This window comes from Brevundimonas vancanneytii, from assembly GCF_901421975.1.
GTDB lineage: Bacteria > Pseudomonadota > Alphaproteobacteria > Caulobacterales > Caulobacteraceae > Brevundimonas > Brevundimonas diminuta.
Window position 1 is genome coordinate 362,383 of the sequence record NZ_LR588407.1, and the last position, 16,633, is coordinate 379,015.

The window sequence follows — 16,633 nt, forward strand, 5'->3', positions numbered from 1 at the left end:
CGGCCTGACTAGCACGTGAGGCGCCCGAGGCCACCCCGTCCATGCAGACCAGACCGTTCCGAATCGGCGTCGTCAACGCCAGCTCCCGCCTGGACCCCGCGCGGGGCGAGGCGATCCGAGCCTGGGCGGCGGCGACCTGGCCGAGCGGCGAGGTCGAGCTGGTGCTGCATCCGGCCCTGTTCGAGGCGCACGGCCACTTCGGCGGCGACGACGCCACCCGCGCCCGCGCCTTCGTCGAGACCGCCAACGACCCCGAGATCGACGCCGTCTGGTTCGCGCGCGGCGGTTACGGCGCCTGTCGTATCGCCGAGGCGGTGATTCCCGAACTGACCGCCCACGCCTACGCCAAGCGTTACCTCGGCTATTCCGATGCGGGCAGCCTGCTGGCGGCGCTGTATCGCGCGGGCTTCCCCCATGTCGCGCACGGGCCGATGGCCTCGGACGGATCGCGCCATGACGCCACGGGCCTGCGGGCGGTGAACTGGCTGCGGAGCGGCGACGCGGCGTCGCTGGAGCCGTCCCTGTTGACCGACGCCCGGCCCGCCGTCGGCTTCAACCTGACCATCCTCAATGAACTGGTCGGCACGGCGATCGAGCCGGATCTGACCGGCCACGTCCTGATGCTGGAAGAGGTGTCCGAGGCCCTCTATCGAGTCGACCGGATGATGTTCCACCTGACCGGCCAGGCCTCGATCCGCCGTGTCGCGGGCATCCGTCTGGGCCGGGTGTCGGACGTGACGGCGAATGATCCCGACTTCGGTCTGACGGCGGAGGAGATCGTGCGTTACTGGTGCGTGCGCTCCGGCATCGCCTATCTGGGCGACGCCGATATCGGCCATGATCGGGACAACAAGGTCGTGCCCTTCGGTCGGCGCGGCTGAGGCGCGTTCAGCCCCTCAGGATCAGGCCGTCGGGCCGCGCCTCGAAGGCCGACAGCCGGCCTAGGAAGCTCATGCCCAGCAGGGCCGCGGGCATGTCGCGATCGACGATCAGGGCCTCGACCGAAGTCATTTCGACCCCCGCCACCGACAGGGAGGTCAGCAGCACCCGCGCGGCGGGCACCTGGCCTGAGGCGGTGTTCAGCGTCTGGTTGAAGTCATGCGGTTTCAGCTGCACGCCCAGCCGTTCGGCGTCGGCGCGGCTCAGCGTCACCACGCTGGCGCCGGTGTCGACCAGCATCCGCATCGGCCGCCCCTCGACGGTCGCCTCGGCCCAGTAGTGGCCGTCGGCCGCACGCGTCACCGACGGCGCCTCCTTCACGGCCACGGCGGCATAGGCCTGGGCCGGGCCTTCCCACCACATCAGGGCGCCGATGCACGCCGACGCCGACGCCAGGGCGGCGGCGAAAACGACAGCGGAGCGCGGGTCAAAGCGGATCATGAAGCGGACTATGCCGGCTTGGTCTTCCCATGCGGTGAAGCGACGTGGCGAACGAAAGGTTGACGACCCAAGGTCTTCATTCGCCCAGCAGGCGAGGATCGATCCGCCCCTTGCGGCCGACAGGTCGGTCATGACGGCGGCGCGGGCCTCGTCCGTCATCCGGCTCCAGGTGGCGATCTCCTGAAGCGTGCGGAAACAGCCCAGGCACAGGCCCGATGCGCCGTCGACGGTGCAGACCATGACGCATGGGCTGGCGACGGGGCGCGGCGGGCGAGGGGCGGGGGCTTCGGTCATGATTCGTGACGCTATCGCTACAATGAGTCCGAGAACGGACTATAATTCTTGACTTTTTCCACAGCTTCGCTATCTTCATCGTCGACGCGAAACGACTGACAGGGTGAGAGTCCCAATAAGCACGACGTGTCTTCTTTCATCGTTCAGCGAAAGGAGACGCCAAAAATGAACGAAAACAAAGAGCGCAATCTCCAGCACGCCATGCTGTCCTTCGCCCTATTCGGCGGGATGCTGGTGAACACGAAGCAGATGAACGGCGCAGGCGACCGCGTGGTCAGCCATCCGTCCAACTTCGTGCCCATAACGATCAAACGGCCGCGCGCGTAGTCGCGAGACTGGATGATCCAACCAGAAGCCCCGGTCAGAACGACCGGGGTTTTTCAATTCCGCCCTTGCCATCCCGCCACGCCCTGGCCGACACCGACAGCTCCATTGGAGAAGAGGAAGCGCGGCATGGGTCTGATCGTCGAAGAGCGCAAAGGCGCGGTCATGGTCTGGACCCTGGATCGGCCGGACCGTCTGAACGCCCTGCCGGACCTGGAGGACGGCGAGGCCTTCGCCGCCGCCTGCGCCGCCGTCAACGCCGATCCCTCCATCCGCTGCGTGGTGATGACGGGGGCCGGGCGCGCCTTTTCGGCAGGCGGCGACCTGAAGGCGATGAAGGACCGCCGCGATCTGTTCGAAGGCTCGGGCGCCGCCATCCGCGAACGCTATCGCCGCGTCGTTCACCGTATCGTGCGCGCCCTCTACGGGCTTGAGGTTCCGCTGGTGACGGCGGTCAACGGCCCGGCCATGGGGTTAGGCTGCGACATCGCCGGGCTGGGCGACATCCGCATCGCCTCGGACCGCGCCAGCTTCGGCGTGCCCTTCATGAAGCTGGGCATCATTCCCGGCGACGGCGGTTCGTGGCTGCTGCCGCGGAACATCGGCTACAACCGCGCCGCCGAACTGCTGTTCACCGCCCGCTCCATCGACGCCGAGACGGCCGAGAAATGGGGGCTGGTCAACCGCGTCGTTCCGCATGAGACCCTGATGGACGAGGCGATGGAGACGGCCGGTCAGATCGCCGCCCAGCCCCCCCAGGCCCTGCGCATGGCCAAGACCCTGCTGCGTCAGGGCCGCGACATGAATTTCGATCAGATGTTGGAATTGTCGGCCGCCATGCAGGCCCTTGCCCATCTGACAGACGACCACATCGAAGGCGTGACGGCGGTGCTGGAGAAGAGGTCGGGGGAATTTACGGGCGCATGATCCATTAAGGCCCTTCGCCGTCGGGACGGACGGGAGAGGACTGGACAGTAAAAAAAGGGGCCTCTCGCGAGGCCCCTTTCCGTTTCAGTCCGTCGGGCCGCTTAGCGGCGGGCCGGGGTCTGCATCGAGCGGTTGGCGGGGACGCCGGCGATGCTGGTGTCGCGCTTGGCGCCGGCCGTCTCGCCCGGTTTCATGAACTTGACCAGAACGCGCTGGCCGATCAGCAGCGGGGCCTCGTCGACGGCGACCACCACCTCGACCACGCGCTCGTCGGTGCGTTGCGACGGGTCGTCCGACGCCAGCTTGCGGGCGCCGAAGACGGCGGCGCGGCGCAGAACCTTGCCGACATAGACCTTCGACGGGTCGCCTTCCGGGGTGATCTCTACGGCTTGATCGGCGGTGATGTTCGGAATGTCGGCCTCGACGATCTCGGCGCGGGCGATGCGGGGGGCGTCGGGCTCCAGATCGAACATGTTCGACACGTTCAGGGTCGAGGCGCCGGCGCCGGGGTTGGCGTAGCGGCGCACGATGCGGCCGTCAGCGGGGGCGCGAATGACCGTCAGCTCGACGTTGTAGGCGGCCTCGTCGCGGCGGGCGCGGGCGGTCTGCACAGCCGACTGCTGCGAGCCGAGCCGCGCCTGGGCCGAGGCGATGGCGTCGCGGGCCTGGTCCAGGCGCTGGGCGGCGACGAAGTTGGTCGAGACCAGCTTCTGCAGGCGGTCGTACTCGCGCTGGGCCGTGGCGATGTCGACGTTGATCAGGCGCAGCTGGCTCTCGGCTTCCGACAGATTGGCGGCGGCGGTCTGCAGCGCCAGGCGCGGCTCGTCGTCTTCTTGGCGGGCCAGGATCTGGCCGGCGGTCACGCGGTCGCCTTCCTGCACCAGGACTTCGCGCACCACGCCGCCGCGGCGCGCGGCGATCTGGATGATGCCGCCCTCGACGTCGACCTTGCCGTTGGCGATGGCGGCATAGGGGCTTTCGACCTTCTTCTCGGCCTCGGCGGCGGCTTCCGCCTTCTTGGCGGCGCCGGCGGAGCGGACCATGGTGAAGCCGACGAGCAGCACGATCAGCAGCGCGAGGCCGATCCAGAGCCATTTGTTTTTCAGGAAAGCGGGCATGTGAGGCGTCCTCAGAGGATCGGTGTCAGTGCGAGGCCAGAACGGCGTCGGGATTGGGGGTGCGGCGCTGATCGTCGATGATCACGCCGTCTTCGATGTGGATGACCCGGTCGGCCCAGGCCTCGAGGCGCGGGTCGTGGGTCACGCAGATGACGGCGGCGCCGTGCTCGGTCGCCGCCCGTCGCAACAGGCGGATCACGACCTGGCCGTTCTCGCCGTCCAGGGCCGAGGTCGGCTCGTCGGCGAACAGGATCTGAGGATCCTTGGCCAGGGCGCGGGCGATAGCGACGCGCTGCTTCTCGCCGCCGGACAGGGCGGCCGGACGTTGGTGCAGGCGATGGCCGAGGCCGACCTCCTCCAGCGCCAGGGTCGCGCGCTTCCTGGCCTGATCGGACGTCAGGCCTTGGAACTTCAGCACCGTCGTCACCTGCTGCAGGGCGCTGAGCGAGGGGAAGAGGTTGAAGCCCTGGAAGATGAAGCCGCAGTGATCCAGACGGAACTTGTCGATCCGGCCTGACGACAGCTTCCACATGTCGTCCACGTCCAGCGCGTCGACGCGACCTTCCTCGGGGCGCAGCAGACCGGACAGGGCGGCGATCAGCGTCGACTTGCCTGATCCCGACGGCCCCATGACCATGGTCAGGTCGCCGTGGCGGGCGTCGAAATCCACGCCCTTCAGAACTTCGACGTAGTTCTTGCCGGACTTGAACCGCTTGATCAGCCCCTTGGCCTCGATGGCGAACTCGCCATGTTTGCCGTGAACTTTCGTGTGCCCAAAAGCCATAGTGTTCATCGCAGCAGGTCCGCAGGCTGGCTTTTCTTCAGGATGCCCATGGACAGGAAGCCCGAGAGCATGGCGATGGCGATCAGACCGCCGCCCACCACGATCAGCAGCGGCAGGGGCAGGGCGATGATGACCGCCTTGGACATGGCGAACAGGGACAGCAGCCAGGTCAGGCCGATGGCGGCGGCCACGCCGACCACCCCGACCCAGAAGCTCAGCTCCATGACGATGCGGCGCAAGGATCCCATGCCCACGCCCAGGGCGCGCAGCGAGGCGAACTCCTTGATGTTGGCCATGATGGCGCCGCGCAGGGTCTGCCAGGTGATGGCCACGCCGATGATGATGCCCAGCACCACGCAGCCGCCGATGATGATGACCAGGATGCCTTCTTCGAACATGGCGCCGGCGTTGGCGTCGGCCAGATCCTGGCGGGTCCAGGCCTTCCACTGGCCGTTGCCCATGGTGTTCAGTTGGGCGACCACGATCGCGGCGCGGGCAGGATCCTTGATCTTGATCATCAGGGGGCCGACGCGCGGGCCGGTGTCGGCCTGACCCAGCATGCGCAGGGTGTCGCGCGACATGACCACGCCGGGCTGCATCATGTTGGGATAGCCGCGGGTGACGCCGACGACCGTGACGGTCTGACCGTTGTACAGGGCCTTGTCGCCCAGCTTGACGCCCAGGGTCGTCAGCGCCGTTTCATCGACCGCGACGGTGTAGGGCTGGCGCAGGGCGTCGACCAGTTCGCGTGAATAGTCGGTCGGAATGGTGACCGAGCCGGGCGTGGTGTCGATGATGCTGGACTGGACGAATTTCAGACGCGGAGCGCCCTGCTTGGCGTTGTCGGCTTGGCTGCGGGTGGGGTCGACTTCATTGACCGACTGGAAGGTGCCGCCGGCGCCGTCCAGGGGCTGAACCTCGACCACCTCGGGATGGTTGTAGGCCAGCGGGATGAAGCGACGCGGCACGCCCGACGGCCCGTTGATAAGGCTCTTGGCGCCCGGTTGAAGGATCATGATGTCCGCACCGGACCGTTCGATCTGGGCGGTGAAGCCCTTGCCGATGCCGATGAAGACACCGGTCATGGCCAGCACGAGCAGACCCGAAAGGGCCAGCGCCATGACGGCGGCCATATAGCGGCGCCACTCGAAGAGCAGCGTGGATAGCGCGAGCGACATGACGCGTATTCATTCCCCTGACTTGCGCTGTTATCTGACCGCGCCTCGCCCCCGGGCCAAGTTAAATCGGGGTAAGGCTGGCTCTGCCGGATTTGTCACGGGGCTTGAGGAAGCGCCCCCGGCAAGGCTAGTGACGCGCAACAGCAAGGCGTGGCGTGGTGTCCCGCCTATTCGGAGACGCCTATGTCGCTTCGCCGCACTCTTTCGTTCACGGCTTCCCTGGCCGCCCTCGGCATGGCCGTCGTGGTGGTCAACGCCCCCGCTTCGGCTGCTCGCGCCGACGAGGGCATGTGGACCTTCGACAACTTCCCCATCCAGACGGTGAACGACAAATACGGCACGCGCATCGACCAGTCGTGGCTGGATCGCGTGCGGAACGCGGCGGTGCGCCTGCAGGGCTGCTCGGCGTCGTTCGTGTCGGGCGAAGGCCTGATCCTGACCAACCACCACTGCGTCATCTCCTGCGTCCAGGATCTGTCGACGGCCCAGAACGACTACGTCAAGAACGGCTGGATGCCCGCCACGCGTGAGGAAGAGAAGACCTGCCCCGGTCAGACGGCCGAGGTTCTGACCGACATCACCGACGTGACCGAGCGCGTCCTGGGCGCCGGCTCGGGTCTGGAAGGCGCCGCCTTCGTCGCCGCCCGTTCGGCCGAGATCGACGCCATCCAGAAGGAAGCCTGCGGCGACGACCGCAAGCTGACCTGCCAGGTCATCAGCTTCTATCGCGGTGGCAAATACGCCCTCTATCAGTTCCGCAAGTATGAAGACGTGCGTCTGGCCTTCGCGCCGGAGTTCCAGGCGGCCTTCTTCGGCGGCGACCCGGACAACTTCAACTTCCCGCGCTACGCCCTCGATGCCGCCTTCCTGCGCGCCTATGAGGACGGCAAGCCGGTCGCCTCGCCCAACCACCTGAAGTGGAATCCCAACGCCCCGGTCGACGGCGAAGTCACCTTCGTCGCGGGCAACCCCGGCTCGACCTCGCGTCTGCTGACCATCAGCCAGCTGGAGCGTCTGCGCGACCAGCAGATTCCGATCACCCTGATCCAGAGCGCCGAACTGCGCGGCCGTCTGGTCGAATATTCGACGACCGGCGAGGAAGAGAAGCGGGTCGCCCTCGACCCCATCTTCGGTCTGGAGAACAGTTTCAAGGTCTACTACGGCCAGCAGGGCGCCCTGACGGACCCGACTTTCATGGGCAAGAAGCGCCAGGAAGAGGCTGAACTGCGTCAACGCGTCGCCGCCGACCCGGCCGTGGCCGAGCGCATCGGCGACCCGTGGGGCGATCTGGAGAAGGTGCAGGTCACGGCCCGCGACCTCTACCTGCCCTATCGCCAGCTTGAGGCGAACGCCGGCGGCGGCTCGACCCTCTATTCCTACGCCCGGTCGATCGTCCGCGCGTCGAAGGAGCGCGCCAAGCCCGCAGCTGAGCGCCGCGCCGGCTACGCCGACAGCGACATCGCCGCCCTGGGCCGTCGCCTGGCCTCGGAAGCGCCGATCCCGCTGGGCGTCGAGGAGATCCAGCTGTCGCACTGGATGCTGAAGACCCGCGAGTATCTGACGGTCGACAGCGCCGACGTGAAGGCCATGCTGGGCGCCGAAAGCCCCGAAGTCATCGCCGCCCGCCTGGTGCAGAGCCGCCTGATCGACCCGGCCTTCCGCGCCGAGGCCCTGGCCATGACGCCGGAGCAGCTGGCCGCCTCGGGCGACCCGATGATCGCCTTCGTCCTGGCCAACGACAATGCGGCGCAAGCGATCCGCACCCAGTGGGACGCCGGCGTCAACGCCCCGACCGCCCGCGCCGCGGAAAAGGTCGCCCAGGCTCGCTTCGCCGTCTATGGCGACAACCTCTACCCCGACGCGACCTTCTCCTTGCGCCTGTCCTACGGCCAGGTGAAGGGCTGGACCTATCGCGGCGTGACCGTGCCGTCCTTCACCTACATGGGCGGTCTGTACGAGCGCGCCACGGGCGCCGAGCCGTTCAACGCCTCCGAACGTTTCGTCGCGGCGCAGGACCGGATCAACAAGGACGTCGTTTACGACTTCGTCTCGACCAACGACATCATCGGCGGCAACTCCGGCTCGCCGGTGATCAACGCCAAGGGTGAAGTGATCGGCGCCGCCTTCGACGGCAACATCCACTCCCTGGGCGGCTCGTTCGGCTATGACGGCGAGCTGAACCGCACGGTGACGGTCTCGACCGCCGCCGTCACCGAGGCCCTGCGCACCGTCTACAACCAGCCGCGCCTGCTGCGCGAACTGGGCGTGCGTCGCTAAGCCTGTCGGATTCAGGTCCGGGATTTGAGGGGCGTCTTCGGGCGCCCCTTTTTCTTTGTCCGCTCAGGACTACTGCGGCTTGCCCTTCTTCTCGATGAGCACGGCCTGCTGCCAGCGGCTGGGCGCCTTGTCGGTGCGGTGGATGCAGCCCGCCCAGCAGCAGGGGCGGCGCTTGCCTTCGTGCAGTTCCTCGACCGCACGCTCGATCCGTTTCTGGCGGGTGGCGGCCTGTTTGGCGTCTTCGACCCAGCAGATGAATTCATTGCGGCCCAGCGGCGTCAGGCTCCGCCACAGCTCCAGGCTTGCAGGATCGGAGGACAGTCGCGCCCGCATGTCGTCCGGGACCAGATGCGCCACGCCCTGGGGGAAGTCGTCGGCCATCGCCTCAACCCTGTCTCGTTTCGCCATTCGCCGAATCTAGACCTGCGAACGCGCCCTGTGAATGCGCTCGGCAGGGGTTGCGGTTTCACTCCAGGTTCTGTTCAGACTGACCGCAAGACGGCTCTGGCTTCCAGAAGCCGCAACCTGGGCCTCGACGACGGTCGAGGCGGCGACGCCGAGGATACTTCATGCGCCCTGCTCACACCCTTTCGCTTTTCGCCTCGGCCGCCGTCCTGGCCTTCGCCGCCGCTTCGTCGGCCCAGGCTGAGGAGGGCATGTGGACCTATGACAACTTCCCGATCGCCCGCGCCAACCAGACGCTGGGCACCAGCATCGACCAGGCCTGGCTGGACCGCGTCCGCCAGTCCTCGGTGAAGTTCGGCGGGTGCTCGGCGGGCGTCATCTCGGCCGAGGGGCTGGTGATGACCAACAACCACTGCGTCGCCACCTGCGTCGCGAACCTGTCCACGCCTCAGCTGCAATACGCCGAGACGGGCTTCACGCCCAAGAGCCGCGAGGAGGAGCTGAAATGCCCCGGCGGCTCGGCCGAGATCCTGACCGACATCACCGACGTCACCGCACGGGTGCAGAAGGCCGGCGAGGGCCTGGACGGCCAGGCTTATACTCAGGCGCGTGAGGCCGAGGCCGGCCGTATTGAGACCGAGGCCTGCGGGAACGATCCCAAGATCCGCTGTCAGGTCGTCAGCCTGTATCGCGGCGGTCAGTTCAAGCTCTACAAGTTCCGCAAATACTCCGACGTGCGTCTGGCCTGGGCGCCGGAAGACCGCGCCGCGACCTTCGGCGGCGACCTGGACAACTTCTCCTTCCCGCGCTTCGCCATCGATGCGGCCTTCATTCGTCTGTATGAAGACGGCAAGCCCGCCGCGACGCCGACCCACTTCACCTGGAACCCGAACAAGCCGACCGAGGGCGAGCCCGTCTTCGTCACCGGCAACCCCGGCTCGACCCAGCGCCTGCTGACCCAGGCCCAGCTGATGACCATCCGCGACGTGGTGCTGCCGCTGGATCAGCTGATCGCCTCGGAGCTGCGCGGCCGTCTGATCCGCTATTCGGAAGAGGGCGAGGAACAGGCCTTCATCGCCATGGACCCCATCGTCGGCGTGGAGAACACCTACAAGCGCGGCCGTGGGCGCATGGCGGCCCTGATCGACCCGGCCTTCATGGACCAGTTGGCCGGTCAGGAGACCGTCTTCCACCGCCGCGTCGCCGAGAATGAAGCCCTGTCGGCCGAAGTCGGCGATCCCTGGGCGGCGCTGGCCGAGGTGCAACCGATTGCGCGCGAGCTCTACGCCCCGATGGCCCTGCTGGAAGGCGGCACGGGCATGGGCACGACCTCGGTCGCGGGCGGCTCGCCGCTGTTCAGCTGGGCGCGGGCCATCGTGCGCGGGGCGCAGGAACGCGCCAAGCCGTCGGACCAGCGTCTGCCCGAGTTCGCCGAGAGCCGTCTGCCGGGCGTGCAGTCCAGCCTGTTCGCCGAGCGCCCGACCTATCCGGAACTTGAGCAGATCCGTCTGGAGTGGTGGCTGTCCAAGACCCGCGAATGGCTGACGGTCGACAGCCCATACGCCCGCACCCTGTTGGGCAAGGAAAGCCCCGAGGCCCTGTCGGCGCGCCTGATCGCGGGCACCAGGCTAGCTGACCCCGCCGTGCGCCGCGCCCTGTGGGAAGGCGGCCTGCCCGCCGTCCAGGCTTCGACCGATCCGCTGATCCAGTATGTCCTGGCCATCGACGCCGACGCCCGCGCCATCCGCACCGAGTGGGATGATAAGGTCAAGGCGCCGACCGACCGCGCCTCCGCGCAACTGGCCGCCGCCCGCTTCGCCGTCTTCGGCGACGCGGTTTATCCAGACGCCACCGGCACCCTGCGCCTGACCTACGGCCGGGTCGAGGGCACGGATGTTCCGGGCCAGCGTATCCCTGCCTTCACCACCTTCGCGGGCCTGTGGGACCGGGCGACGGGCGCCGAGCCTTTCAACGTCGCGCCCAAACTGCTGGCCGCCAAGGACCGCATCGACCCCAATGCGGTGATGAACATGGCTGTTTCGTCCGACACCATCGGGGGCTCGTCGGGTTCGCCCGCCGTCAACGCCAAGGGCGAGATCATCGGCGCCAACTTCGACTCCACTGTCCTGACCCAGCGCAACGCCTACGGCTATGACCGCAACGTCAACCGCAGCGTCATCGTCACCACCCAGGCCGTGACCACGGCCCTGCGCGACGTCTACGACATGGATCACCTGCTCAGCGAGCTGGGCGTCCAGTGAGCGAAGCGACCTTCCGTCCCGCCGCGCCGGACGATGTTCCGGCGCTGCACCGTCTGATCGAGAGCGCCTATCGCGGCGACAGCGCCAAGGCGGGCTGGACCCATGAAGCCGATCTTCTGGGCGGCCAGCGCACGGATGAAACGGAGCTGCGCGACATCCTGGCCGATGCGTCTCGGGTGCTGCTGCTGGCCGAGATCGACGGCGTCCTGACCGGCTGCGTCCAGGTGGCCAAACAGGGCGAAGGCCCGGCCTATCTCGGCCTGCTGACCGTTGATCCGCGGCGCCAGGCGGGCGGTCTTGGTCGTTGGCTGATCGCCGCCGCCGAAGCCGAGGCGATCGATCGTTTCGGCGCGACGCGCATGGAGATGACGGTCATCCGCCAACGCGTCGAACTGATCGCCTGGTACGAGCGGCGCGGCTATCGTCTGACCGGCGAGACGCGGCCCTTCCCGCTGGACGACGAACGCTTCGGCCTGCCTCAGACGCGTGAGCTGGAGTTCGTGGTGCTCGAGAAGGCGCTCTAACGTCCTTCTCCCCTTGTGGGAGAAGGTGGCAGGCGGACCCTGACGGATGAGGGGTGTCGGCGGCGCGGGTTGGATTTCAGCCTCCGCAGCCTGCGCCCCTTTTTCATGCCGTCGCGCTCACACCCCTCATCCGGTCCTGACGGACCACCTTCTCCCACAAGGGGAGAAGGTTTTAGAGATCGCGCATCTGCTTTTGCGCCGCGCTGAAATACTGCCAGCCGGTCCATAGGGTGACGATGGCGGCCAGCCAGATCAGGGCGTCGGAGAACAGCTGGAAGGCGGGCAGGTAGTCGAACGGCAGACCCCAGCCGTCCCAGTTGCGGGCGAACAGCTGGCAGCCCAGCGCCACCATCTGCAGCGTCGTCTTCCACTTGGCGGCCAGGGTAACGGGCAGGTTGATGCGCCCCGCCATGGTCTCGCGCAGGGCCGAGACCGCGAACTCGCGGAACAGGATCAGGCCGCAGGGGATGATGATCTGCTGCACCGAGCCGCTGGTCAGTACGCCCAGCACGGCGCCGGTGACCAGGATCTTGTCGGCGATCGGGTCAAGGATGGCGCCCCAGCGCGTCGTGGCGTTCCAGCGACGGGCCAGATAGCCGTCGATCCAGTCCGTCGAGGCGGCGATGACGAAGATCCAGAAGCCCGTCCGGTACATGGCGAACTGGTCGTCAGGGCTCAGCCAGGCCGAGACGAAGGGGAAGCCGCTGGTCGCGCCCGCCAGCAGCAGGAACATGACGATCCCGGCCGCCAGGCGCAGGCTGGTCAGGATGTTGGGGATGGCTTTGTAGGCAGGGGCCATGACGTCTTCCGTTGCAACACGCCGGGTGTGCCACGGTTCGCGGCCAGAGGCGAGGGCGCCGCGCCGGACCGAACGCCTCAGTCCAGCCGCTCGAACCGTCCCGGTCCCGTCAGCTTGGACAGGATGCCCAGCGCGATGCCGAAATGCAGGCCGCTGAGCTTCAGTTCGCCCGCCGCCTCCTTTTCCGCGATCCAGGGGAAGGTGCGCAGATTGTCCAGCGACAGGCGCACTACGGCTTCTTCGGCCGCGCACTCGACCTGTTCGGCGGGCAGGGTCTCGACCGCGCGGCGCACGCTGGGGGCGGCCTGCTCGACCCAGGGGGCGACGAAGTCCTGACAGTTGGCGGGGGCGCCGTTCAGCATGGCGTTCACCCCGCCGCACGAGGCGTGGCCCATGACGACGACATGTTTGACCTTCAGCACATTGACGCCGAACTCCAGCGCCGCCGAGACGCCGTGCAGCTTGCCGTCCGGCTCATAGGGGGGGACCAGGTTGGCGACGTTGCGCACCACGAACAGCTCGCCCGGCGCCGTGTCGAAGATCAGGGCCGGGTCGGCGCGGCTGTCGGAACAGGCCACGACCAGGGTGTGCGGCTTCTGACCGTTGGCGGCCAGGGCTTCGTATTCGGCGCGTTCGGACGGCCACCGATTCTGGCGGAAGCGGTGATAGCCCTTGGTCAATTCGTTGGTCATGAGGCGCTTCCTAAACCCGCGACGGTTGGTCGCTCAACCGCAAATGCATGTGTTTCACGACTTGTGAAAGAAGCCGTGGATGCGCTCGGCCAGCGACTGATTGACGCCGTCCACCTTGACCAGATCGGCGACCGAGGCGCGGCTGACCCCCTTGGCCGAGCCGAAGGCGTGCAGCAGGGCCTTCTTGCGTCCCGGCCCGACGCCTTCGATTTCGTCCAGCGGGTTCTTCTTGATGTCCATGGAGCGGCGCTTGGCGTGGGCGCCGTTGGCGAAGCGGTGCGCCTCGTCCCGCAGCCTCTGGATGTAGTAGAGGGCCGGGCTCTTCAGCGGCAGCATGAAGGGCGGCTTGCCGGGCATGAAGAAATGCTCCTTGCCCGCGTCGCGGTCCGGCCCCTTGGCCACGCCGACCACGGCGATGTCGTCCACGCCCAGATCGGCCATGACGGCCAGCACCTCGGCCAACTGGCCCGCTCCGCCGTCGACCAGCAGCAGGTCGGGGCGCTCGACCGCCTCTCCGGCCTCCTCGTCCTTGACCATCTTGCCGAAGCGGCGACGCATGACCTGGCGCATCATGCCGTAGTCGTCGCCGGGCGTCAGGTCTTCGCCGCGGATGTTGAACTTGCGGTACTGGTTCTTGCGGAAGCCCTCGGGCCCCGCGACGACCATGCCGCCGACGGCGTTGGTCCCCTGAATATGGGCGTTGTCATAGACCTCGATCCGCTCGGGCCGGGCGTCCAGACCGAAGGCCTCGCACACCTCGTCCAGAATCTTCGACTGGGCCGAGTTCTCGGCCAGCTTGCGGCCCAGCGCCTCGCGGGCGTTGGTCAGGGCGTGGTCGACCAGACTGGCCTTGCCGCCGCGTTGGGGCCGGGCGATCTCGACCCTGTGCTCGGCCTTCATGCTGAAGGCTTCTTCCAGCAGCTCCAGCTCATGCGGGCGGACGTTGGACAGGATCAGGCGCGGGACCGGCTTGTCCTCATAGAATTGGCCCAGGAAGGCGGCGAGGATTTCCGGGTCGCTGTCGGTCTTGTCCACGCGCGGGAAATAGGCGCGGCCGCCCCAGTTCTGGCCCGCACGATAGAAGAAGACCTGAACGCAGGCCTGACCGCCCTCGGCGTGCAGGGCGAAGACGTCGGCCTCGGCCACGCCCTCGGCGTTGACGCTGTTCTCCATGGCGATGGCCGACAGGGCGCGGATGCGGTCGCGCACCCGCGCGGCGGTCTCGAAATCGAGATCGTCGGACGCGGCCTGCATCTCCTGCGACAGGCGGCCGATGACGGCGCGCGACTTGCCGCGCAGGAACTGTTCCGCCTCCGTGACCAGATCGCCGTAGTCCTCCAGCGAGATCAGGCCGGTGCAGGGCGCCGAGCAGCGCTTGATCTGGTGCAGCATGCAGGGGCGGGTGCGCGTCTCATAGACGCTGTCCGAACAGGACCGCAGCAGGAAGGCTTTCTGCAGGGTGTTCAGCGTGTGGTTGACCGCCCAGGTCGAGGCGAAGGGGCCGAAATAGTCGCCGGGAATCGTATGGGCGCCGCGATGCTTGCGGACCTGGGGCGCGCGGTGGTCGCGGCGGATCATCAGCTCGGCGAAGGACTTGTCGTCACGCAGCAGGACGTTGAAGCGCGGCTTCAGCTTTTTGATGAAGTTCGATTCGAGCAGCAGGGCCTCGGTTTCGGACGCCGTGACCACCAGCTCCATCGAGCGGGTCAGCGACACCATCAGGCCGATGCGCTGGGTGTGGAAACGCCCTTGCGCATATTGGACCACGCGCTTCTTCAGCGACTTGGCCTTGCCGACGTAGAGGCAGGCGCCGTCCTCGCCGTACATGCGATAGACGCCGGGCTTGTCGGGCGCGCGCCGGGCCTCGTCCGCGATCAGTTCGGCGGCCTGAAGGGGAAGGAGGGGCGTCTCCGGGATGTCGGGCGTTGGGTCGGTCATCAGGCGGGATATAGGCTCAGCCGCGCCGGACCAGAAGCACCCCGCCGATCACCAGCAGCACCCCGGCGACGCGGGTCAGGCTGATCGGCTGCTGCGGCACGCCCATGACGCCGAAGTGGTCGAGTATGAGGCTGAGCGCCAGCTGGCCCGCCACCATCAGGGTGATGGTCAGCGCCACGCCGATCTTGGGCACGCCCCAGGCGGCGGCCACCACGAAGACGCAGCCGTACAGGCCGCCCAGCCAGGCCCAGGCGGGCAGGGCCTTCATCGCCTGCACGTCTGGCCGCGCCTGCAGCGTCACGGCGACGAGGGCCAGGGCGACGGTTCCCACGAAGAAGGAGACGAGCGCCGCATTGACCGGCGAGCCGACGGCGCTGGCCAGCCGCGCATTGGTCGGTCCCTGCAGGGCGGTGGCGGCGCCGCCCAGGATCATGGCCAGCAGGGCGAGGACGGGAAGCTGCATCGGCGGTCTCACCAGTTCGGATCGGGCGCGGCGCCGCCGAAGACCTCGGCCAGGCGGTCGCGGGTGGCGCGGGTCGTGTCTTCGGGCAGGGCGTCGGGGTGAAACCAGCCGATCTCGGCGATCTCGCCATGGCTGGTTCGCTCGGTCAGGTCGAAAGCGTCGACGCGGAAGACCAGAACGTGATCCCCGGGAAAGAAGCGTTCGTTGGAGTGAACCGACAAGAGGCGCGGCTCGCCCCTGACGATCAGCCCGGCCTCCTCGCGCAGTTCGCGGATGGCGGCGCCATGCGTCGTCTCGCCCTTGTCCACCCCGCCGCCGGGCAGCCACCAGCCCGCCAGATAGGTGTGTTTGACCAGCAGGACGCGACCTTCTGCGTCGACCGCGACGCCGCGCACGCCCAGCGTCATGCCCCGGCTCATCCGCGACCAGGCGAAGAACAGCGGCCGGGTGAAGGGTTCTATGCGAGTGCGCCAGGTGGTCATTCGGCAAGCATGGCATGGCGGATGGTAGGGCGCACCATGGCTTGTGGTAGGCTGCTGTGAAGAGGAACGGGGGACGACGATGTTGCTGGCGGCGGTCATGTTGGGGCTTCAACTTCAGGCGCTTTCGCCTGAGACGCAGGAGATCATCGCGCCAGTGAGCATGGCGATTGAAGAGGTGCGCGCGCGGCACGCCGTCCTTGGGACGGCGCTTGACGACAGGGCGCGCTTGGAGCGGATGGGGGAGTTGGATCAGGCGGGACGGCAGGTCATTACCCGCTTGGATTTCTCGCGCATACCGGACACGGAGCGCATGGCGGCGGTTCGAGCTGCGGGAGCAGTGATCGAAGCGGTGGACCAGGAAAATCAGCAGGCGCTTCTGGCGATGACGCCGCCCGAAGGCTGGTTTCTGAAAAGTCGATATGGCGACAAAGCCTCTGCGGCCGCTTTCCACATTATCCAGCACTCGGACGAGGGTCTGTGGCGGCGTTTCCTTCCCGTACTGGAGCCGCTGGTCGCGACGGGCGAAATCGACGGTCAGAGCTACGCCATGATGTTTGATCGCTTGGCGACATCCGAGGGACGGCCCCAGCGCTATGGGACGCAGTTTCGTTGCGACAACGGCAAATGGCGGCCCTATCCGATCGAGAGTGTCGAAGACTTGGAGACTCGCCGCGAGGAGATGGCCTTCCCCGTCCCCTTCGCCGACTATCGCGCGCACTTTGAAAGTCAGCCGCAATGTCCGCAGACCTTGTCGCCGCCTCCGCCCGGCATGGTCGTTGACGACTGA

Annotated in this window: 17 protein-coding genes; 7 read left to right on the forward strand and 10 right to left on the reverse strand. The window is 67.4% G+C overall.

The features are described 5' to 3' along the window. The first annotated feature begins 41 nt into the window (after window positions 1–41). Window positions 42–881, forward strand: a complete 840-nt coding sequence (locus tag FGL25_RS01795) for an LD-carboxypeptidase (protein ID WP_138140793.1) — start codon at window positions 42–44, stop codon at window positions 879–881. 7 nt (window positions 882–888) lie between these two features. Here FGL25_RS01795 and FGL25_RS18075 read toward each other — a convergent pair whose 3' ends face one another. Beyond that, the gene (locus tag FGL25_RS18075; protein WP_436835246.1) at window positions 889–1,674 is read right to left on the reverse strand and encodes a TIGR02281 family clan AA aspartic protease; all 786 of its coding nucleotides are present in this window, start codon (window positions 1,672–1,674) and stop codon (window positions 889–891) included. Between the two features lie 165 nt (window positions 1,675–1,839). On the opposite strand from FGL25_RS18075, the gene FGL25_RS16765 reads away from it, so the two are divergent. Both FGL25_RS16765 and FGL25_RS01810 read left to right on the forward strand, forming a co-directional pair. Further along, window positions 1,840–2,001, forward strand: coding sequence for a hypothetical protein (locus FGL25_RS16765; protein ID WP_162938831.1), 162 nt, complete (start codon window positions 1,840–1,842; stop codon window positions 1,999–2,001). A gap of 126 nt (window positions 2,002–2,127) precedes the next feature. Continuing rightward, window positions 2,128–2,925 (forward strand): crotonase/enoyl-CoA hydratase family protein, encoded by a 798-nt coding sequence (locus FGL25_RS01810; protein ID WP_138140795.1) that lies wholly within the window; start codon window positions 2,128–2,130, stop codon window positions 2,923–2,925. A 101-nt stretch (window positions 2,926–3,026) separates the two neighbouring features. Here FGL25_RS01810 and FGL25_RS01815 read toward each other — a convergent pair whose 3' ends face one another. From FGL25_RS01815 to FGL25_RS01825, 3 genes are read right to left on the reverse strand one after another with little or no spacing between them, the layout of a single operon-like run. Next, window positions 3,027–4,043 carry an HlyD family secretion protein gene (locus FGL25_RS01815; RefSeq protein WP_003166125.1) on the reverse strand — a complete coding sequence of 339 codons (1,017 nt, stop codon included), beginning with the start codon at window positions 4,041–4,043 and terminating at the stop codon, window positions 3,027–3,029. A gap of 25 nt (window positions 4,044–4,068) precedes the next feature. Beyond that, window positions 4,069–4,827, reverse strand: coding sequence for an ABC transporter ATP-binding protein (locus tag FGL25_RS01820; protein WP_003166124.1), 759 nt, complete (start codon window positions 4,825–4,827; stop codon window positions 4,069–4,071). A 5-nt stretch (window positions 4,828–4,832) separates the two neighbouring features. Next, a complete protein-coding gene (locus FGL25_RS01825) occupies window positions 4,833–6,005 on the reverse strand; it encodes an ABC transporter permease (RefSeq protein WP_040346171.1) in 1,173 nt (390 codons plus the stop codon). Window positions 6,006–6,188: 183 nt separating this feature from the next. On the opposite strand from FGL25_RS01825, the gene FGL25_RS01830 reads away from it, so the two are divergent. Continuing rightward, window positions 6,189–8,282 (forward strand): S46 family peptidase, encoded by a 2,094-nt coding sequence (locus tag FGL25_RS01830; RefSeq protein WP_003166121.1) that lies wholly within the window; start codon window positions 6,189–6,191, stop codon window positions 8,280–8,282. Window positions 8,283–8,351: 69 nt separating this feature from the next. Here the strand turns inward: FGL25_RS01830 and FGL25_RS01835 are convergent, their stop codons facing one another. Further along, a complete protein-coding gene (locus FGL25_RS01835) occupies window positions 8,352–8,663 on the reverse strand; it encodes a YdeI/OmpD-associated family protein (RefSeq protein ID WP_003166120.1) in 312 nt (103 codons plus the stop codon). A gap of 188 nt (window positions 8,664–8,851) precedes the next feature. On the opposite strand from FGL25_RS01835, the gene FGL25_RS01840 reads away from it, so the two are divergent. Together FGL25_RS01840 and FGL25_RS01845 are read left to right on the forward strand one after the other, a co-directional pair. Continuing rightward, the gene (locus tag FGL25_RS01840) at window positions 8,852–10,948 is read left to right on the forward strand and encodes a S46 family peptidase (protein ID WP_138140796.1); all 2,097 of its coding nucleotides are present in this window, start codon (window positions 8,852–8,854) and stop codon (window positions 10,946–10,948) included. Then, window positions 10,945–11,472, forward strand: coding sequence for a GNAT family N-acetyltransferase (locus FGL25_RS01845; RefSeq protein WP_138140797.1), 528 nt, complete (start codon window positions 10,945–10,947; stop codon window positions 11,470–11,472). The genes FGL25_RS01840 and FGL25_RS01845 overlap by 4 nt, the downstream gene beginning before the upstream one ends. Window positions 11,473–11,644: 172 nt before the next feature. Here the strand turns inward: FGL25_RS01845 and pgsA are convergent, their stop codons facing one another. The 5 genes from pgsA to FGL25_RS01870 form a co-directional block, all read right to left on the reverse strand. Beyond that, window positions 11,645–12,271 (reverse strand): CDP-diacylglycerol--glycerol-3-phosphate 3-phosphatidyltransferase, encoded by a 627-nt coding sequence (pgsA, locus tag FGL25_RS01850; RefSeq protein ID WP_003166118.1) that lies wholly within the window; start codon window positions 12,269–12,271, stop codon window positions 11,645–11,647. Window positions 12,272–12,348: 77 nt separating this feature from the next. After that, window positions 12,349–12,963: a carbonic anhydrase gene (locus tag FGL25_RS01855; protein ID WP_046652243.1), complete on the reverse strand. Its 615-nt coding sequence runs from the start codon at window positions 12,961–12,963 to the stop codon at window positions 12,349–12,351. Window positions 12,964–13,017: 54 nt separating this feature from the next. Then, window positions 13,018–14,901, reverse strand: coding sequence for an excinuclease ABC subunit UvrC (gene uvrC / locus FGL25_RS01860; protein WP_138140798.1), 1,884 nt, complete (start codon window positions 14,899–14,901; stop codon window positions 13,018–13,020). A gap of 16 nt (window positions 14,902–14,917) precedes the next feature. Continuing rightward, window positions 14,918–15,364, reverse strand: a complete 447-nt coding sequence (locus tag FGL25_RS01865) for a DMT family transporter (protein WP_128115044.1) — start codon at window positions 15,362–15,364, stop codon at window positions 14,918–14,920. Window positions 15,365–15,372: 8 nt separating this feature from the next. Continuing rightward, the gene (locus tag FGL25_RS01870; RefSeq protein ID WP_138140799.1) at window positions 15,373–15,846 is read right to left on the reverse strand and encodes an NUDIX domain-containing protein; all 474 of its coding nucleotides are present in this window, start codon (window positions 15,844–15,846) and stop codon (window positions 15,373–15,375) included. Window positions 15,847–15,925: 79 nt separating this feature from the next. On the opposite strand from FGL25_RS01870, the gene FGL25_RS01875 reads away from it, so the two are divergent. Beyond that, window positions 15,926–16,633 (forward strand): DUF6624 domain-containing protein, encoded by a 708-nt coding sequence (locus tag FGL25_RS01875; RefSeq protein WP_252969958.1) that lies wholly within the window; start codon window positions 15,926–15,928, stop codon window positions 16,631–16,633.